This is a genomic window from Streptomyces sp. NPDC050759 (genome assembly GCF_044456945.1).
Classification (GTDB): domain Bacteria; phylum Actinomycetota; class Actinomycetes; order Streptomycetales; family Streptomycetaceae; genus Streptomyces.
Window position 1 is genome coordinate 318,264 of the sequence record NZ_JBITGI010000011.1, and the last position, 15,293, is coordinate 333,556.

Consider the following 15,293-nt stretch of genomic DNA (forward strand, 5'->3'; position numbering starts at 1 on the left):
GGATGAGGAAGTCCTGAGGTCCGGAACTCAACCAACGACCCTTAAGCCTTTCTTGGGGCCCCACTGTCCCCCGCCTGTGCGCAGGGCAAAGCGCGGCTAAAGCACCCCGTCCGACCTGGGGTTCCCCTGCGGCCTTCGACCTACTCGCTGGTACAAGCCCGTGACAGAAGCGGCCGCGCGGCCGGAGAACCCCGGGGGTTGACCGGCTTCAGCGGCCGGGCGGTGCGGGGCGGGCAGCGCGGGCATCACCTTGCGCAGCGCCGAGCCGTGGGCGGAGTCCAGCCGGGGGCTGCCTGGATGTCCTGGGCGGCCAGGATGCGCGCCCCTGGATGGGTCAGGGCAACCTGACCCTGGCAAGCTGCCGCGACTGTGCCACCAACCTGTCCTCGCTGTCCCAGACCTCCGCGTCCTCCTCCAGGAAGCCGCCGGCGAGGTTGCGGGTGGTGATGGAGACGCGCAGCGGGCCGGGGGCCGGGCGGCAGCGGACGTGGACGGTGAGTTCGACCGTGGGCACCCAGCCCTTGAGGCCGATCTCGAAGGCGGTGGGCGGCAGCGCGTCCACCGCGAGGAGCAGCGAGAAGGGGTCGGCGTCGCGGCCGTCGGCGAGTCCGAACCAGGACCGCATCTCGCCCTTGCCGGACGGGGCGCCGAGGGCCCAGCCCAGGGTCGACGGGTCCAGCTTGAGCATCAGCCGGTCGGTGATGGCGGAGCTGCCCTCGACGGGGGCCGGCCCGTCCTCGGGGCCGAAGCACTGGTCCATCGGCGGGATCACCGGCGGCTTCGCCGTCGTACGGACGTCGTCGGGGAGGGTGTCGAGGTCGCCATAGGAGGCGAGGACGCGGATGCGCTCGACCTCCTGGCCCTCCTCGTCGTACTGGAAGAGCGAGGCCTGGCCGGTGGAGAGGGTGCGGCCGGTGCGGACCACGTCCGTGCGGATCACCGCGGGTCCGGGCTGGGACGCGGTCAGGTAGTGCGCGGAGATCGTGAACGGGTCGGCGTGCGGCAGGGCGTCCGCCAGGGCGCGGCCCAGGACCGCCAGCAGGTAGCCGCCGTTGACGGCGCTGATGATCGTCCAGCCCGCGGAGAGGTCGATGTCGTAGACGCCGGGTGCGCGGCGGGTGACCGCGGTGTCCCGGTCGAACTCGCTGTCGCCGATGGTGGCACGCGTGGCGGAGGCTGCTTCTGGCATGCCTGAACGGTACAACAACCAACTACTAAGCGGTAGCTTTCCCTTCCTCGCTGACAGGCCGGTCCAGGTGAGACCCGGGCAATTCTTCGGTAAGTGTCCGTACTCGTCCGTAAACCCAGGCCCCGGCTTCGCCCTCTACAGGGACATGAGCCTCACCGGGACCGCGTTCCTCTACACGCTGATCGTGCTGTCCGTCGTCGCCCTCGTGCTGCCGCTCGTCCTGTGGTCGCGGCTGCGGGGCCCCCGGATCGCACGCGCCGCCGCCCGCGTACTGATGGTGCTGTTCGCCCAGGGCACGGCCGTCGGCCTCGTCTTCGCGGTGGTCAACAACCAGAACAACCTGTACGACAACTGGGCCGACCTGCTCGGCACCGGCAACCACGTCCAGCAGGCCGCGAACCTGGGCGCCGACGGCACCGGCGGCATCTCGCTGAAACGGTTGCCCAGGGTGGAGCAGCACTTCACGAAGGCCACCGGCCCCGGCATGCACGGCGTACGGGTGACCCAGCTCAAGGGCCGGGTCTCGGGCGTGAACGCCGAGGTCTATGTCTGGCTGCCGCCGCAGTACGGCACACCCGCCTACCGGCACCACAAGTTCCCCGTGGTGGAGCTGCTGTCGGGCTATCCGGGCTCGGCGAAGGCCTGGTTCGGGTCGCTGCACGCGGTGAACCAGCTGCGGCCGCTGATGCGGGAGGGCCGGGTGGCGCCCTTCATCCTGGTCGCCCCGCGCATGAACCTGCTGGCCGGGGTGGACACCGGCTGCGCCAACATCACGGGCACGGTGAACGCCGACACCTGGCTCAGCGTCGATGTGCCGAAGATGGTCACCGACAACTTCCGCGCCCAGGCCGGACCGGCGGGCTGGGCGGTGGCCGGGTACTCGGCGGGCGGGCACTGCGCGACGAAGCTCGCCGTCGCCCACCCCGACCGCTACCGGGCCGCGGTCAGCATGTCGGGCTACAACGACCCGATCGGCGAACGCAACTCGCTGGCCGCCGAGACCCCCGCCCTGCGCCGCGCCAACAACCCCTACCTGCTGCTGCGCGAGGCCCGTACCCCACCCGCGATCGCGCTCTACCAGTCCGGCCAGCCGGGCGACGGCTACGAGGCGGCCACCGGTCTCGAACAGATCGCGAAGGCGCCGACCACGGTGCACGTCGTCTACATCCCGAAGAGCGCGGGCGGCCACAACATGGCGTTGTGGCGGCCGCAGGTGGTCCCGGTGTTCCGGTGGCTGACCGAGGAGATGGGGCTGCTGCGCGGCCGGGCGGGCACTACTCCTCACGCACGGTCGAGCGCCGGTTCCACGCCCGCGGAGCTCGCCAGTGGAACCGCATCGCGAGCAGGCGCAGTACGAAAGCCGTGAGGGCCGCGAGCCCGCTGGTGAACGGGGAGAGCACGTCGTACCGGATACACAGGGCGGCCATGGTGGCGCCGACGATCGCCGGGACCGCGTACAGGTCGCGGTCCCACCGCAGCAGCGAGGGCACCTCGTTGGCGAGCACGTCCCGCAGGACACCGCCGCCGACGGCGGTGGCGAGACCGAGGGTGGCGGACTGGGTGAGGCCGAGCCCGTACTCGTACGCCTTCGTCGTCCCGGCGACGCAGAACAGGCCGAGGCCGGCCGCGTCGAAGACGTTCACACCGGCCTGGATGCGCTCCACGTGCGGGTGCAGGAAGAAGACCAGCAGGGCGGCGAGGAGCGGGGTGGTGAAGTAGCCCAGGTCCGTGAAGGCCGCGGGCGGTACCGCGCCGATGATCAGGTCCCGGAACAGCCCTCCGCCCAGCGCGGTGACCTCGGCGAGTACGGCCATGCCGAAGACGTCGAAGTTCTTGCGGACGGCCAGCAGCGCGCCGGAGATGGCGAACACGAAGATGCCGACGAGGTCGAGCGTGTGCTGGACGGAGGGGCTGAACAGTTGCTGGAGCACACCGCATTCTTGCGCAGGGGCTTTTACAGGGCCGGTTTGCCCGTGGTGAAGAGCCAGGTGTGGAACAGGTCGTCCAGCTGCTGTCCGCTGATCTTCTCCGCGAGCCGGATGAAGTCGGCGGTGTCGGCGTTGCCGTAGCGGTGGAGCTTCGTCCAGGCCGGCAGCAGCTTGAAGAACGCCTTGTCGCCGATCCGTTCGCGCAGCACCTGGAGGGTCATGGCGCCGCGCTGGTAGACCGCGGACGCGAACATCGTGTCGCGCTGCGGGTCGCCGACGGTGATCTGCCAGAACGGGTTGTCGGCGGGGCGGGCGTCGTAGCCGGCGAGGAAGGAGTCGTGGGCGCTGCGCGTGCCCTTGTGCTCGGCCCACAGCCACTGGGAGTAGGTGGCGAAGCCCTCGTTGAGCCAGATGTCCTTCCAGTGCGCGACGGAGACCGAGTCGCCGAACCACTGGTGGGCCAGCTCGTGCACGATCGTCGTCTCGTTGCGCACCGCCGAGTACACCGGCTTCGACTGCACCTCCAGCGAGAACCCCGCCTGCGGCATGTCGTCGACGATCGCGCCGGTCTCCTCGAAGGGGTACGGCCCGAAGACCTGCGACCAGTAGTCGGTGGCCTCGGCGGTCACGCCGTACACGTCGACGTTGTTGCTGTTCTCCAGCACCGGGTCGATGGCGGTGTAGATGGGGATGCCGCCGGGGGTCGTCCCGGTGCGGACATCGAACTTCCCGATGGTGGCGGTCGCGAGGTAGGTCGCCATCGGCTTCTTCTCGCGCCAGTGGGTGTACGTCGAGCCGCCCTTGTCGTACGTCGACACGAGCCGGCCGTTGGACACCGCGGTCAGGCCCTTGGGGGTTCTGATGCGGATGTCGTAGGTGGCCTTGTCGGCGGGGTGGTCGCTGGACGGGAACCAGGTGGAGGCGGCGTTGGGTTCACAGGCGACGAAGACGCCGTCGGGGGTCTTCATCCAGCCGTAGTCGGACCCGAAGACGATGGGGCCGCTGAGGGGTTCGGGGACGCCGCCGTAGGTGACGGCGACGGTGAAGTCCCTTCCCTTGCGCAGGGATTCGCGCGGGGTGATCTTGATTTCGTCGCCGTCGCGGGTGAACTGGGCGCGTCTGCCGTTCACTTCGACTCTCGTGACCTCGAGTTTCTGGAGGTCCAGGTCGAAGGTCGAGAGGTTCTGGGTGGCGCGGGCGGTGAGGGTCGTACGGCCGTCCAGACGGTCGGTGTCCGGGTTGTACGCCACGTCGAGGGAGTAGTGACGGGCGTCGAAGCCGCCGTTGCCGAGGAGCGGGAAGTAGGGGTCGCCTATGCCGGGGGCGCCGGGTTCGGGGCCTGGGGAGGCCGCGATGACAAAGAAGGAAGCCGCCGCGGTAGCGACGGCTCCTAAGCGTGCCGAACGGGAGAGTCCCATCGTGTCGTCCCTTCGAGCGTGTGCCGATCAGTCGGACACGGACGACTCTTCACTCTCCCGTTCGGGCATGTGCATGACTTTGCCAACTCGTCATGCGTTACTTGTCGGTTGACTCCTGACTGGGGTCTTCCGGTTCCGGCGAGACGGGGGTGTCGGAGACCGGCACTTCGGCGGCGGCCGGCTCCTGGGCTCCGGCGGCGGGTGTGGTCCTCGCTCCCGGGCCGGTCTTCCCGGTCGTGGCCTCGGCGTCCGCCGTGACCTCGACCGCGGGCTTCTCGGCCGCTCCCTCGGAGGGCTCTGCCTCCTTGGAGCCGCCCACCTCCGCCGCGACCGCCGCCGACGTCTCCGCCGACTCCGTCAGGACCTCCTCGGCGACCAGCGAGGCCGCCTCCTTGGCGACCGACAGGAGCACGGTGTCCTGCGGGGCCTGGTCCTCGAAGTTCTCCGGGTGGTGGCAGGCCACGCGCTGGCCGGGGCGCAGCTCGACGAGCTGGGGCTCCGTCGTCTTGCATATCTCCGTCGCCTTCCAGCACCGCGTGTGGAAGCGGCAGCCCGAGGGCGGGGAGATCGGGGACGGGACGTCGCCGCGCAGCAGGATGCGCTCCGACTTGGCGCCGCGGCGCTTGGGGTCCGGCACCGGGACCGCCGACATCAGGGCCTTGGTGTACGGGTGCATCGGCGCCTCGTACAGCGAGGTGCGGTCGGCGAGTTCGACGATCTTGCCGAGGTACATCACCGCGATGCGGTCCGAGACATGCCGTACGACGGACAGGTCGTGCGCGATGATCACGTAGGTGAGGCCGAGCTCCGCCTGGAGGTCGTCCATCAGGTTCACGACCTGCGCCTGGATCGACACGTCGAGGGCCGAGACCGGCTCGTCCGCCACCACCAGCTTGGGCTTCAGGGCCAGTGCGCGCGCGATGCCGATGCGCTGGCGCTGGCCTCCCGAGAACTCGTGCGGGTAGCGGTTGTAGTGCTCGGGGCTCAGCCCGACCAGCTCAAGGAGGCGCTGGACCTCCTTCTTCACCCCGCCCTCGGGCTCCACGCCCTGGAGCCGGAACGGCGCCGAGACGATTCCGCCGATGGTGTGCCGGGGGTTCAGGGAGCCGTACGGGTCCTGGAAGATCATCTGGATGTCCCGCCGCAGCGGACGCATCCCGGCCGCGTTCAGCCGCGTGATGTCCTGGCCCTCGAAGTGGATCGAACCGCCGGTCGGCTCCTGGAGGCGGGTGATGACCCGGCCCATGGTCGACTTGCCGCAGCCCGACTCGCCGACCACGCCGAGGGTCTCGCCCTTGCGCACCTCGAAGTCGATGCCGTCGACCGCCTTGACCGCACCGACCTGACGCTGGAGGACGCCCTTGCGGATCGGGAAGTGCTTCTTGAGGCCCTCGACCTTGAGGAGGACCTCACGCTCTTCCGGAGCGGCGTCGGTTTTCTTCGTCTCACTCACAGCTTCGGCGCAATCTCTTCGGTCCAGATCCGCGTGCGGTCCTCCGGCGAGAGGTGGCACGCGGAGAAGTGCCCGCCGCCGACCTGCTGGAGCTCCGGGCGCACGGTACGGGTGACATCGCCCTTGGGGATGTCCGCGTACGGGCAGCGGGGGTGGAAGGCGCAGCCCGAGGGGACGTTGATGAGGCTCGGCGGCTGCCCCTTGACGGGGATGAGCCGCTCGGAGGTCTCCCGGTCGATGCGCGGCATCGAGCCGAGCAGACCCCAGGTGTACGGGTGCTGCGGCCGCTCGAAGACGTCGTCGACGCTGCCCCGCTCCACGCACCGGCCGCCGTACATCACCAGGACGTCGTCGGCGATCTCGGCGACCACACCCAGGTCGTGGGTGATGAGGACGACCGCGGAGCCGAACTCCTTCTGCAGATCCCGGATGAGGTCGAGGATCTGCGCCTGGACGGTGACGTCGAGGGCGGTCGTCGGCTCGTCCGCGATGAGCAGCTCGGGGTTGTTGACGAGCGCCATGGCGATCATCGCGCGCTGGCGCATACCGCCGGAGAACTCGTGCGGGTAACCGTCGACGCGCTTGTCGGGCTCGGGGATGCCGACCCGGTCGAGCATCTCTATCGCCCGCTTGCGCGCGACCTTCTTGCTGACGTCGTGGTGGACCCGGTGCGCCTCCACGATCTGGTTGCCGATCGTGTAGTACGGGTGCATCGCGGACAGCGGGTCCTGGAAGATCATCGCCATCTCGCGGCCGCGTAGCCGGCGCACCTCGTCCGGGTCGGCGCCGACCAGTTCCTTGCCGTCCAGCCAGATCTCGCCGGACATCCGGACGTTCTTGCCGCCCGCGCCGAGCCGGTGCAGGCCCATGATCGCCAGCGAGGTGACGGACTTGCCGGAGCCCGACTCGCCGACGATGCAGAGGGTCTTGCCCTTCTCCACCTGGAAGCTGAGCCCGTCGACGGACTTGACCAGGCCGTCGTCGGTCGGGAAGTGCACCTTGAGGTCGCGGACCGCGAGGAAGGCGTCGGGAGCGTTCCCGGGAGCCGGCTCGCCCAGGGCGGCACCGGTCTTGGACAGTTCGGTCACGAGAGCCTCACCCGCGGGTCGGCGGCGGCGTACAGCAGGTCCACCAGGAGATTTGCGACGACGACGAACATGGCGGCCAGCAGGGTCACACCGAGGATCGGGGGCAGGTCGTTGTCGGTGATGCCCTGCACCGCGTACTGGCCGATGCCGGGCAGCGAGAACACGGTCTCGGTGATCACGGCGCCGCCGAGCAGCAGGCCCAGGTCCATGCCGAACACGGTGATGATGGGCGTCAGCGCGGCCCTGAGACCGTGCCGGGCGACCACCCTGCGTTCCCGCAGGCCCTTGGCGCGGGCCGTGCGGATGAAGTCCTCGTTCATCGTCTCCAGCATGCCCGAGCGGGTCAGCCGCGCGTAGATGGCGGAGTACAGCAGTGCCAGCGAGCACCAGGCCGGGAAGAGTGTGTTGGCCCACTGGGCCGGATTCTCGGTGAACGGTACGTAGGTTCGCCCGAAGATCGGCCACTGGTAGGTGAAGAGCAGCAGCGCCAGGTTGCCCGTGAAGAACATGGGCAGCGAGACACCGGCGAGCGCGACGCCCATGAAGGAGCGGTCGAAGAAGCTGCGCGGCTTGAGCGCGGAGACCACACCGATCACCACACCGGACACCAGCCACATCACGGCGGCACCGGCGGCCAGCGAGACGGTCACCGGAAGGCGCGAGGTGAGCTGCGGCCAGACCTCGACGTGGTTCTTGAAGGAGTAGCCGAAGCAGGGCGCGTCGCAGTGGGCGGTGGTGGGGCCCAGGTTGTAGGTCGCGCCGGCCACGATCCCCTTGATGAAGTGCCAGTACTGGAGATACAGGGGGTCGTCCAGACCGAGGTTCTGCTTGACCGCGAGGATGTCGGCCTTCGTCGGGCTCTTTCCGATGTACTGCTGCGCGAGCTGGTCGGCGGTCTGGCCGGCCATCCGCGGCAGCAGGAAGAAGATCGCGAAGGTGACCGCGGTGACGACCAGCAGCAGGAGCACTGCCGCGACCGTCCGACGGAGGATGTACGAGATCACGGGGACCGGCGCTGGTGCCCGTGGGCCGCGAAGCCCACGGGCACCAATGCCTTCACCTGCCTTCCGGGGCTACTTCTTGGTCGTGCCGATGTTGAGGTAGTCGTACTGACCGCTGAAGGCCGCCGTGGACACCACGTTGGTGAAGCCGGCGGGGCGGAACAGCAGGACCTTGAAGTAGGTCAGCGGGACGAGCGCCGCCAGGTCCATCGCACGCTTGTCGATCTGGGCGTACAGGGCGTTGCGCGCGGTGTCGTCCTCGGTCGCGATGGCCTTCTCCAGCATCTCGTTGATCTGCTTGTCGTTCAGATACGAGAGGTTGGTGTTGCCGGACGCGCCGATCGCGTCGCCGTGCAGGATCTGCTGGAGGAAGCCGTAGCCGGACGGCCAGTCGGCACCCCACTGCATCATGTGCAGGCCGATGTTCTGCTTCTTGTCGAACGTCGGCACACCGGCGTAGTCGGTGAAGTACTTGCCCGACGGGTACTGCTTCAGGCTGGCGTTGATGCCGACCTTCTTCAGCGAGGCGATGATCGCGGTGGCCGCGTCGATCTCCTGCGGACGGTCGCTGCGCGCCGAGATGTTGGTGTTGATGCTCGACTTGCCGCAGGCCTTCAGCTGGTCCTTGGCCTTGGCGACGTCACCCTTGTTGCCGGTCGTCGCGTAGACGTCGGCCTTCTGGTAGCCCGGGATGTCCGGCGGCAGGACGGTGGTGGCGATGTCACCGCGGATCGGGCCGCCCTCGGCGGTCTGCACGGAGACCTTGTCGACGGCGTACTGGACGGCCTTGCGGCACTCGACCTTGTCGAACGGCGCGACCTGGTTGTTGATCGCCATGTAGACCAGACGGCCACCGTAGGTGTTGTCCGTGTTGGCCTTCAGCTTGGCGTCGTTGACGACCTTCGCCTGGGTCGCGGCCTGGACACCGGTACCGGCGAGGTCGATCGCGTCACCGGCCTGGACGTCCTGGTCGATGGTCTCCGGGTTGACCTTCAACTTGACGACGATCTTGTCCGGGTACTGCTTGCGCAGCGGGTCGGTCTTCGCGTCCCAGTTCTCGTTCTTGACGAGGACGGCCTGCTTGCCCTCGTCGTAGCTCTGGAACTTGTAGGAGCCCGAGGACACGATGGACTTGATGTAGTCGATGCCGGTGTCCTTGGCCTGCGGCACCGGAGCCGTCTGCGGCGTCGCGACCAGGTAGTCGAACTCCTGGAAGGCGCGGTTGAGCTTGAAGACGATGGTGGTGTCGTCCGGCGTCTCGATGGACTTCAGGCCCTCGGCGCTCTTGTCCTTGTAGGGACCCTTGTACGCCTTGCCGCCCTCCATGAACTGCTGGAAGTAGTTCGGGCCGAGGGAGAGCACGTCACGCGCGAAGTTGGAGCGCTCGACGGCGTACTTGACATCCTTCGAGGTGATCGGGCTGCCGTCCTGGTACTTCAGGCCGGAGCGGATCTTGTACGTCCAGGTCTTGCCGCCGTCGCTCGGCTCGCCCGCCTTCTCGGCGAGGTCCGGGACCAGCTTGTTGCCCTCCTCGCCCGGGCCGGGCTCGAAGGTCATCAGCGGGCGGGCGTAGAGCCGGCTGAGGTTGTACATGTAGGCGTAGTACGTGTTGCCCGGGTCGAAGGAGTCCGGTACGTCCGAGAGCTCGTACGTGACCGTCCCACCCTTCTGGGTGGAGGCGTTGACGACACCCTTGGTCGCTGCGTTGGCCCCAGCCGACTTGCTTTCGTCTCCACCGTTGTCATCGGCTTTGCTGCAAGCCGAGAGCAACAGGCTCGCACTGCCGATGGCCGCCACTGCGGCCAGCGCTGACCTTCGCATGATGGTCTGCTTCCCCTTTGTTGTCGGAAATCTTTGGGACTCTCGCCGCGTCCGCGGGTCAGCGGCTGCGCGGGTCGAGAGCGTCACGGAGACCGTCACCGAGCAGATTGAACGCAAGGACGGTCACGAAGATGGCAAGACCAGGCACGATCATGAACTGCGGGTCGACCTGGTAGTAGTCGACCGCCTGGTTGATCATGCCGCCCCAGGACGCCTGCGGAGGCTGGATGCCGACGCCGAGGAAGCTCAGGGACGCCTCGAAGAGGATGTTGGTCGGGATGAGCAGCGTCGAGTAGACGATGATCGGGCCGACGAGGTTCGGCAGCAGCTCCCGGAAGAGGATGTAGGGCCCCTTGGCCCCCATTCCCCGTGAGGCGTCGACGAACTCCCGCTCGCGCAGGGCCAGGGTCTGGCCGCGCACGATGCGGCCCAGATAGGGCCAGTTGAAGAAGCCGATGACGAAGATCAGCACGCTGATGTGCAGCGGCAGGCCCTCCAACCCGAAGGCACCGCCCTGGAGCGTGGCCGAGATGGCGATGGCGAACAGCAGGAGGGGGAACGCCAGGAAGGTGTCCATCAGCCGGCTGATGACGGTGTCGACCCGTCCGCCGTAGTAGCCGGCGACCACGCCGAGGACGGCGCCGATCGTGTTGGACAGGACCGTGGCGCCGAAGGCGACGACCAGCGAGACCCAGGAGCCCTCGAGAACACGGGTGGCGATGTCACGGCCGAACTTGGGCTCCACACCCAGCGGGTGGTCCCAGCTCATGCCGCCCCAGGCGCCCTTGGGGAGCGAGGTGTTGGGGTCGATCAGATCCTGGTTCAGGGCGTTCGGGTCCAGGCCGAACATGGCCTGGATGGGGCGGGAGAGCACCGCGATCAGGATCAGCAGGATGACGATCACACCACCGGCGACCGCCACCTTGTCCCTCTTGAACCGGGACCAGGCGATCTGCCCCAGGGAACGGCCCTCGATCTGCCCCTTGTCGACGCCGACGAGGACAGCCTCCGGCTGCGCCTCGGCCTGCGCCCCGGTGGTCTCGATCGGTGCGGTCACAGTGACCCGACCCCTCTCGCCGGTGGTGACCGGCCTACACCTGCCGTGGATTACGGCTTTGTCGACTTGCTCAGCTCGCAGGGAACCTCTGATCCTGCGTCTGCCTGGGGAGTCTTCAGCTTCGCTGCGATCACCCGCCAGGCCTGGCGAAGAAAGTATGCGTAACCGTGATGCAGTACGAGGGATTCCGTTATCCGAACAACGGGTAACGCCCCCCGGACGCATGCTAGTTGGGACAGAACGGCACAATAGGTGACCTTCGTGATGATCCGCCGGTATCTACGCGCGAAGAAATGTGGCTGTTACGTAAACGAGTCGAACAGGTAGCCGTAGCTCTCAGTAACCGCCACGGGCCGGCGGGTAGCCGTACCCGGCCGCCGGGGCCTGCGCGGGGGATCCGTGGGCCTCGCGGTCGTAGAAGGGACGGGCACCGGCGCGCATCCACAGCGCCACCGGGTCGTAGTCATCGGACATCGCCACGGTCGACACCGGGAGCCCGTCCGGGACGGCGCCGATGGACTGCTGCATCATCGCGCGCACCGAGTCCACGGCCGAGGGGCTGGTGTCGTACACGTCCAGGCCGATCGCGAGATACGGCGCCCCGAGCGCCGGCTGCACCCAGGCGCGGCGCAGTGAGCGGACCGCAGGGGTGCGGTGGGCGTTCTGCACGAGCTGGGCGTAGAACTGGGGGATCTCGATGCCGGGTTCCGACAGCCTGAGCGGCCCCGCGGGCTGGCGCTCGAGGCCGGTGGCGATGCGGCGCAGATCGAGCCAGGGGATGCCGAGGCCGCCGCCGGGGGCGTGCGGGTTGAGCCAGAGGCCGTACTGGTCGGGGTAGAGGGTGCGGGCCACGTCGATGCCGTCGACCACTTCGTACGAACGGTTCCAGCCGCTGGCGCTCAGCTCCTGGGCCGAGGTCACACAGGGGGCGTAGCCGTAGCCGTCGACCTCCATGTTTCCGTACTGGGCGTCCGGGGAGCCGGCCTGGCCGTGCCACAGGAGCATCCAGATCTGGCCGGAGTTCGGGGTCGCCAGGGCGCGCAGCAGTGCCTCGTAGGCGTCGTAGCGCCCGGGGGTCACCTGGCGCAGCATGTGCTCGACCTGGTCGGTCGTGGTGGCGCTCACCCTGTATCGCCCCTTCTTGAAAGTTGCCCCGAGTAGGAAACCAGCTTAAGCGCCCACGAGCTCGGGACCTGTGCGCCGTCAGCCCCGTGTATAGAAGGGGCGTACCTGCCCGCGCATCCAGTGGCCCACCGGGTCGTCCGCCACGTCCAGCAGCACCAGGTTGACCGGCCAGGCGACCGGAGTCGTGCCCAGGGCCCTGCCGAGGGCGTCCATCGGGAGGGTGCGCAGATCGCCCTCCCACTGGGAGAGTTCGACGCCCACGAACATCACCGGGTCGGCCGTCTCGATCGCGGCCAGGCAGCGGCGGGCCGTGAGGACCACTCCCGTCGCCGCGAACTCGGCCGACGCGGCTGCCAGGAAGTCCACCGGGTCGTCCTGCCAGTCCGGCTCGTAGAGCTTGACCCGGCCACCGGTGTTGGGGCCGTCCAGCGGGGTGCGGCCCACGCGGCAGAGGTCGGCGACCGCGGCGGGCGGGAGGGGGACACCGACCACCCCGTCCGGGTTCACCGCGATGCCCACGTGCGGGGGCAGGCCGCGGGCGAACTCGACCGCCGGGGCGATGGTGTACGACAGATGGCTGCCGACGACCTGGCGGAGCTGCTCCTCGGAGCTGAAGACCGGGACGAAGGCCTGGCCGGCGATCTCCAGGGTGGGTAGGTCGAGGGGGCCGCTGTGCGGACCGCCGCCGTTCGGCAGGGGGATCCAGACGAAGCTGCGGCCGAGCACCTCGATGATCCGGCCGCCCGCCGAGGGCATGCCGAGGGAGGCCGAGAGCACCTCCTCCAGCTCGTTGCCGGGCCATCCGCCGTGCGGATGAGGGTGCGGGTGTGCCGGTGCCGGAAAGTCCGCGGGAAGATCCGCCGGGAAGTCCATCTGTCTGACCGCCTGCTGTGAACCTACTGATGTGGCTGAAAGGCTAGCGGGTACGGCGGAAAGGTGGCCCGGTCCGGGAAACCCGCCCGCCTCAGCCCGTGAAGCCGATCCGCCGCAGCACGTCCGCGGCGTCCCGGTCGATCAGCACCGCCGAACCGCAGCCCTGGGGCAGATCACCGCGCTCCACGGCACGGATCAGCCGGGCGGCCGCGCCCCGGTGCCGCAGGAAGGCGTACCGCGAGACGCCCCGGCCGCGCTCGCGCTGGCCCTCCAGCGCGGTGTCCGCCGTGACGTCGAGCAGCAGCAGATGCAGGGTGCCGCCCCGGCGCCGGGCCTCGCGGGCCAGCCAGCCGCGCACCCAGGCCTGGGTCCCGCAGTCGTGGACCACGACTCCCTCGCCGGAGCGCAGGGCGCCGCGCAGCCCGGCGTAGTGCGCGAGCCGGACCAGCGGGCGGTAGACGGCGTACGGCAGTAAGCGGGACAGCCGGCCGTCCCAGCGGTCACGGGTGTCCTGGGAGTCGATCCGGATCCCGCCCACCGCACGCCTCATCAGCGTGGACTTGCCGCTGCCGGGCAGGCCGGTGATGACGACGAGGTCCTTGGGGCCGAAGAGCAGGGCGTGCGGGCTGCGGCCCGCGCGGTCCCGCAGGTCGCGGACGACCGGGGCGGCGTGGCATGCGCCGCGGAGCTCGACGGCCGGGGCCGCGGGCTGGTCCGGCAGCGCGATGCCCGAGGTCGTCGCGTACGCCGTGGTCCTGTCCACCGTCATCGTCCTCCTCCGGGGTCGGGGTCTCCCTCCCCACCGAGCGTAAAGAGAAGGTAATGGACGATCTCTCTCTTTTCTGTAGTCGTACCGCCACAAGCCGGTTACAGACGCCGCCCTGCCGGACGCGTGCGCGGCGTGCAATGATGGCCGCGCCAACTGCATACCGGCCGCTTGAATCCGCGCGGGAGAGTCCTGGGTACGTGTACCCGGGCGCCGAAGGAGCAAGTCCCTCCCTTGAATCTCTCAGGCCCCGTTACCGCGCGGGCGAGGCACATCTGAAAAGCGGGCCGCCCACTCGAGGGCGGCTCCACCCACGGTGCAAGCCCGGATCATTTCGTGATCAGGGCGAACCTCTCAGGTTCCGATGACAGATGGGGAGGAACGCCCTCGCCCGTCATGCCTTGGATCCTTGGGAGACGACCGTCCGATGAGCAGTACCGAACCCCGTCGTACCGCGCTCGATGCCCTGCACCGCTCGCTGGGCGCGACCATGACCGACTTCGCCGGCTGGGACATGCCCCTGCGCTACGGCTCCGAGCGCGACGAGCACAACGCCGTGCGGACGAGGGCCGGGCTCTTCGACCTCTCCCACATGGGCGAGATCACGGTGACCGGGCCGCAGGCGGCCGAGCTGCTGAACTTCGCCCTCGTCGGCAACATCGCCTCCGTGGGTGTCGGCCGCGCCCGCTACACCATGATCTGCCAGGCCGACGGCGGCATCCTCGACGACCTGATCGTCTACCGGCTCGCGGAGACCGAGTACCTGGTGGTCGCCAACGCCTCCAACGCCCAGGTCGTGCTGGACGCGCTGACCGAGCGCGCGGCCGGCTTCGACGCCGAGGTGCGCGACGACCGGGACGCCTACGCGCTGATCGCCGTACAGGGGCCTCAGGCGCAGGGGGTCCTCGCCTCCCTGACCGACGCCGACCTCGACGGCCTGAAGTACTACGCCGGTCTGCCCGGCACGGTCGCCGGGGCGCCCGCGCTGATCGCCCGCACCGGGTACACCGGCGAGGACGGCTTCGAGCTGTTCGTGGCGCCGGAGCACGCGGTCGAGCTGTGGCAGGCGCTGACCAAGGCGGGCGAGGGCGTCGGGCTCGTCCCCTGCGGGCTGTCCTGCCGGGACACGCTGCGCCTGGAGGCGGGCATGCCGCTGTACGGGCACGAGCTCTCGCGGGAGCTGACGCCCTTCGACGCCGGGCTCGGGCGGGTCGTGAAGTTCGAGAAGGAGGGGGACTTCGTCGGGCGGGAGGCGCTGGCCGAGGCGGCCACCCGTGCCGCGGAGAACCCGCCGCGCGTCCTCGTCGGACTCGTCGCCGAGGGCCGTCGGGTCCCGCGTGCCGGGTACCCGGTCGTCGCGGGCGGCGAGGTGATCGGCGAGGTCACCTCCGGCGCCCCCTCCCCCACGCTGGGCAGGCCGATCGCGATGGCGTACGTCGACCCCGCGCACGCGACGCCGGGCACGAAGGGTGTCGGTGTGGACATCCGGGGCAGTCACGAGCCGTACGAGGTCGTGGCGCTGCCGTTCTACAAGCGTCAGAAGTAAGCGCCAGAAGCAAGCGCCGGAAGCAAGC

Annotated in this window: 13 protein-coding genes and 1 riboswitch; of the genes, 2 read left to right on the forward strand and 11 right to left on the reverse strand. The window is 69.2% G+C overall.

What is annotated here, in order from left to right; genetic code table 11:
• Positions 1-334: 334 nt before the first annotated feature.
• Entirely contained in the window at positions 335-1,189 is an 855-nt protein-coding gene (locus ACIBJB_RS30375; RefSeq protein ID WP_398935113.1) for a thioesterase family protein, read from the reverse strand.
• Positions 1,190-1,334: 145 nt separating this feature from the next.
• Here ACIBJB_RS30375 and ACIBJB_RS30380 point away from each other — a divergent pair, with 145 nt between their 5' ends.
• Positions 1,335-2,555: an alpha/beta hydrolase gene (locus tag ACIBJB_RS30380; RefSeq protein ID WP_398935115.1), complete on the forward strand. Its 1,221-nt coding sequence runs from the start codon at positions 1,335-1,337 to the stop codon at positions 2,553-2,555.
• On the opposite strand, the gene ACIBJB_RS30385 is transcribed toward ACIBJB_RS30380, so the two are convergent.
• The 10 genes from ACIBJB_RS30385 to ACIBJB_RS30430 all read right to left on the reverse strand — a co-directional run bounded on the left by ACIBJB_RS30385 (position 2,464) and on the right by ACIBJB_RS30430 (position 13,722).
• Positions 2,464-3,120, reverse strand: a complete 657-nt coding sequence (locus ACIBJB_RS30385; RefSeq protein WP_398935117.1) for a trimeric intracellular cation channel family protein — start codon at positions 3,118-3,120, stop codon at positions 2,464-2,466. The genes ACIBJB_RS30380 and ACIBJB_RS30385 overlap by 92 nt on opposite strands.
• A 23-nt stretch (positions 3,121-3,143) precedes the next feature.
• The gene (locus tag ACIBJB_RS30390) at positions 3,144-4,535 is read right to left on the reverse strand and encodes a M1 family metallopeptidase (protein ID WP_398935119.1); all 1,392 of its coding nucleotides are present in this window, start codon (positions 4,533-4,535) and stop codon (positions 3,144-3,146) included.
• A gap of 97 nt (positions 4,536-4,632) precedes the next feature.
• On the reverse strand, positions 4,633-5,988 hold the full coding sequence (locus ACIBJB_RS30395) for an ABC transporter ATP-binding protein (protein ID WP_398935121.1): 1,356 nt from the start codon (positions 5,986-5,988) through the stop codon (positions 4,633-4,635).
• The gene (locus ACIBJB_RS30400) at positions 5,985-7,076 is read right to left on the reverse strand and encodes an ABC transporter ATP-binding protein (RefSeq protein WP_398935123.1); all 1,092 of its coding nucleotides are present in this window, start codon (positions 7,074-7,076) and stop codon (positions 5,985-5,987) included. Before ACIBJB_RS30400 ends, ACIBJB_RS30395 begins: the two co-directional genes overlap by 4 nt.
• Positions 7,073-8,080, reverse strand: a complete 1,008-nt coding sequence (locus tag ACIBJB_RS30405; protein WP_398935125.1) for an ABC transporter permease — start codon at positions 8,078-8,080, stop codon at positions 7,073-7,075. Before ACIBJB_RS30405 ends, ACIBJB_RS30400 begins: the two co-directional genes overlap by 4 nt.
• 69 nt (positions 8,081-8,149) lie before the next feature.
• On the reverse strand, positions 8,150-9,898 hold the full coding sequence (locus ACIBJB_RS30410; RefSeq protein WP_398935127.1) for an ABC transporter substrate-binding protein: 1,749 nt from the start codon (positions 9,896-9,898) through the stop codon (positions 8,150-8,152).
• A gap of 58 nt (positions 9,899-9,956) precedes the next feature.
• Complete coding sequence (locus ACIBJB_RS30415) at positions 9,957-10,955, reverse strand: ABC transporter permease (RefSeq protein WP_398935129.1); 999 nt, start codon at positions 10,953-10,955, stop codon at positions 9,957-9,959.
• A 336-nt stretch (positions 10,956-11,291) separates the two neighbouring features.
• Positions 11,292-12,047 carry an enhanced serine sensitivity protein SseB C-terminal domain-containing protein gene (locus ACIBJB_RS30420; RefSeq protein ID WP_326672874.1) on the reverse strand — a complete coding sequence of 252 codons (756 nt, stop codon included), beginning with the start codon at positions 12,045-12,047 and terminating at the stop codon, positions 11,292-11,294.
• Positions 12,048-12,158: 111 nt separating this feature from the next.
• Complete coding sequence (locus ACIBJB_RS30425; protein ID WP_398935131.1) at positions 12,159-12,953, reverse strand: enhanced serine sensitivity protein SseB; 795 nt, start codon at positions 12,951-12,953, stop codon at positions 12,159-12,161.
• Between the two features lie 91 nt (positions 12,954-13,044).
• A complete protein-coding gene (locus ACIBJB_RS30430; protein ID WP_398935133.1) occupies positions 13,045-13,722 on the reverse strand; it encodes an AAA family ATPase in 678 nt (225 codons plus the stop codon).
• 169 nt (positions 13,723-13,891) lie between these two features.
• Positions 13,892-13,988: riboswitch (glycine riboswitch) on the forward strand.
• 158 nt (positions 13,989-14,146) lie between these two features.
• On the opposite strand from ACIBJB_RS30430, the gene gcvT reads away from it, so the two are divergent.
• Positions 14,147-15,265 carry a glycine cleavage system aminomethyltransferase GcvT gene (gcvT, locus tag ACIBJB_RS30435; RefSeq protein ID WP_398935134.1) on the forward strand — a complete coding sequence of 373 codons (1,119 nt, stop codon included), beginning with the start codon at positions 14,147-14,149 and terminating at the stop codon, positions 15,263-15,265.
• Positions 15,266-15,293: the final 28 nt, after the last annotated feature.

Excerpts from the sequence above, each read along its gene's own strand:
- ACIBJB_RS30375 (WP_398935113.1), bottom strand. The coding sequence starts at position 1,189 with ATGCCAGAAGCAGCCTCCGCCACGCGTGCCACCATCGGCGACAGCGAG.
- ACIBJB_RS30380 (WP_398935115.1), top strand. The coding sequence starts at position 1,335 with ATGAGCCTCACCGGGACCGCGTTCCTCTACACGCTGATCGTGCTGTCC.
- ACIBJB_RS30390 (WP_398935119.1), bottom strand. The coding sequence starts at position 4,535 with ATGGGACTCTCCCGTTCGGCACGCTTAGGAGCCGTCGCTACCGCGGCG.
- ACIBJB_RS30410 (WP_398935127.1), bottom strand. The coding sequence starts at position 9,898 with ATGCGAAGGTCAGCGCTGGCCGCAGTGGCGGCCATCGGCAGTGCGAGC.
- ACIBJB_RS30420 (WP_326672874.1), bottom strand. The coding sequence starts at position 12,047 with ATGCTGCGCCAGGTGACCCCCGGGCGCTACGACGCCTACGAGGCACTG.
- ACIBJB_RS30425 (WP_398935131.1), bottom strand. The coding sequence starts at position 12,953 with ATGGACTTCCCGGCGGATCTTCCCGCGGACTTTCCGGCACCGGCACAC.
- ACIBJB_RS30430 (WP_398935133.1), bottom strand. The coding sequence starts at position 13,722 with ATGACGGTGGACAGGACCACGGCGTACGCGACGACCTCGGGCATCGCG.
- gcvT (WP_398935134.1), top strand. The coding sequence starts at position 14,147 with ATGAGCAGTACCGAACCCCGTCGTACCGCGCTCGATGCCCTGCACCGC.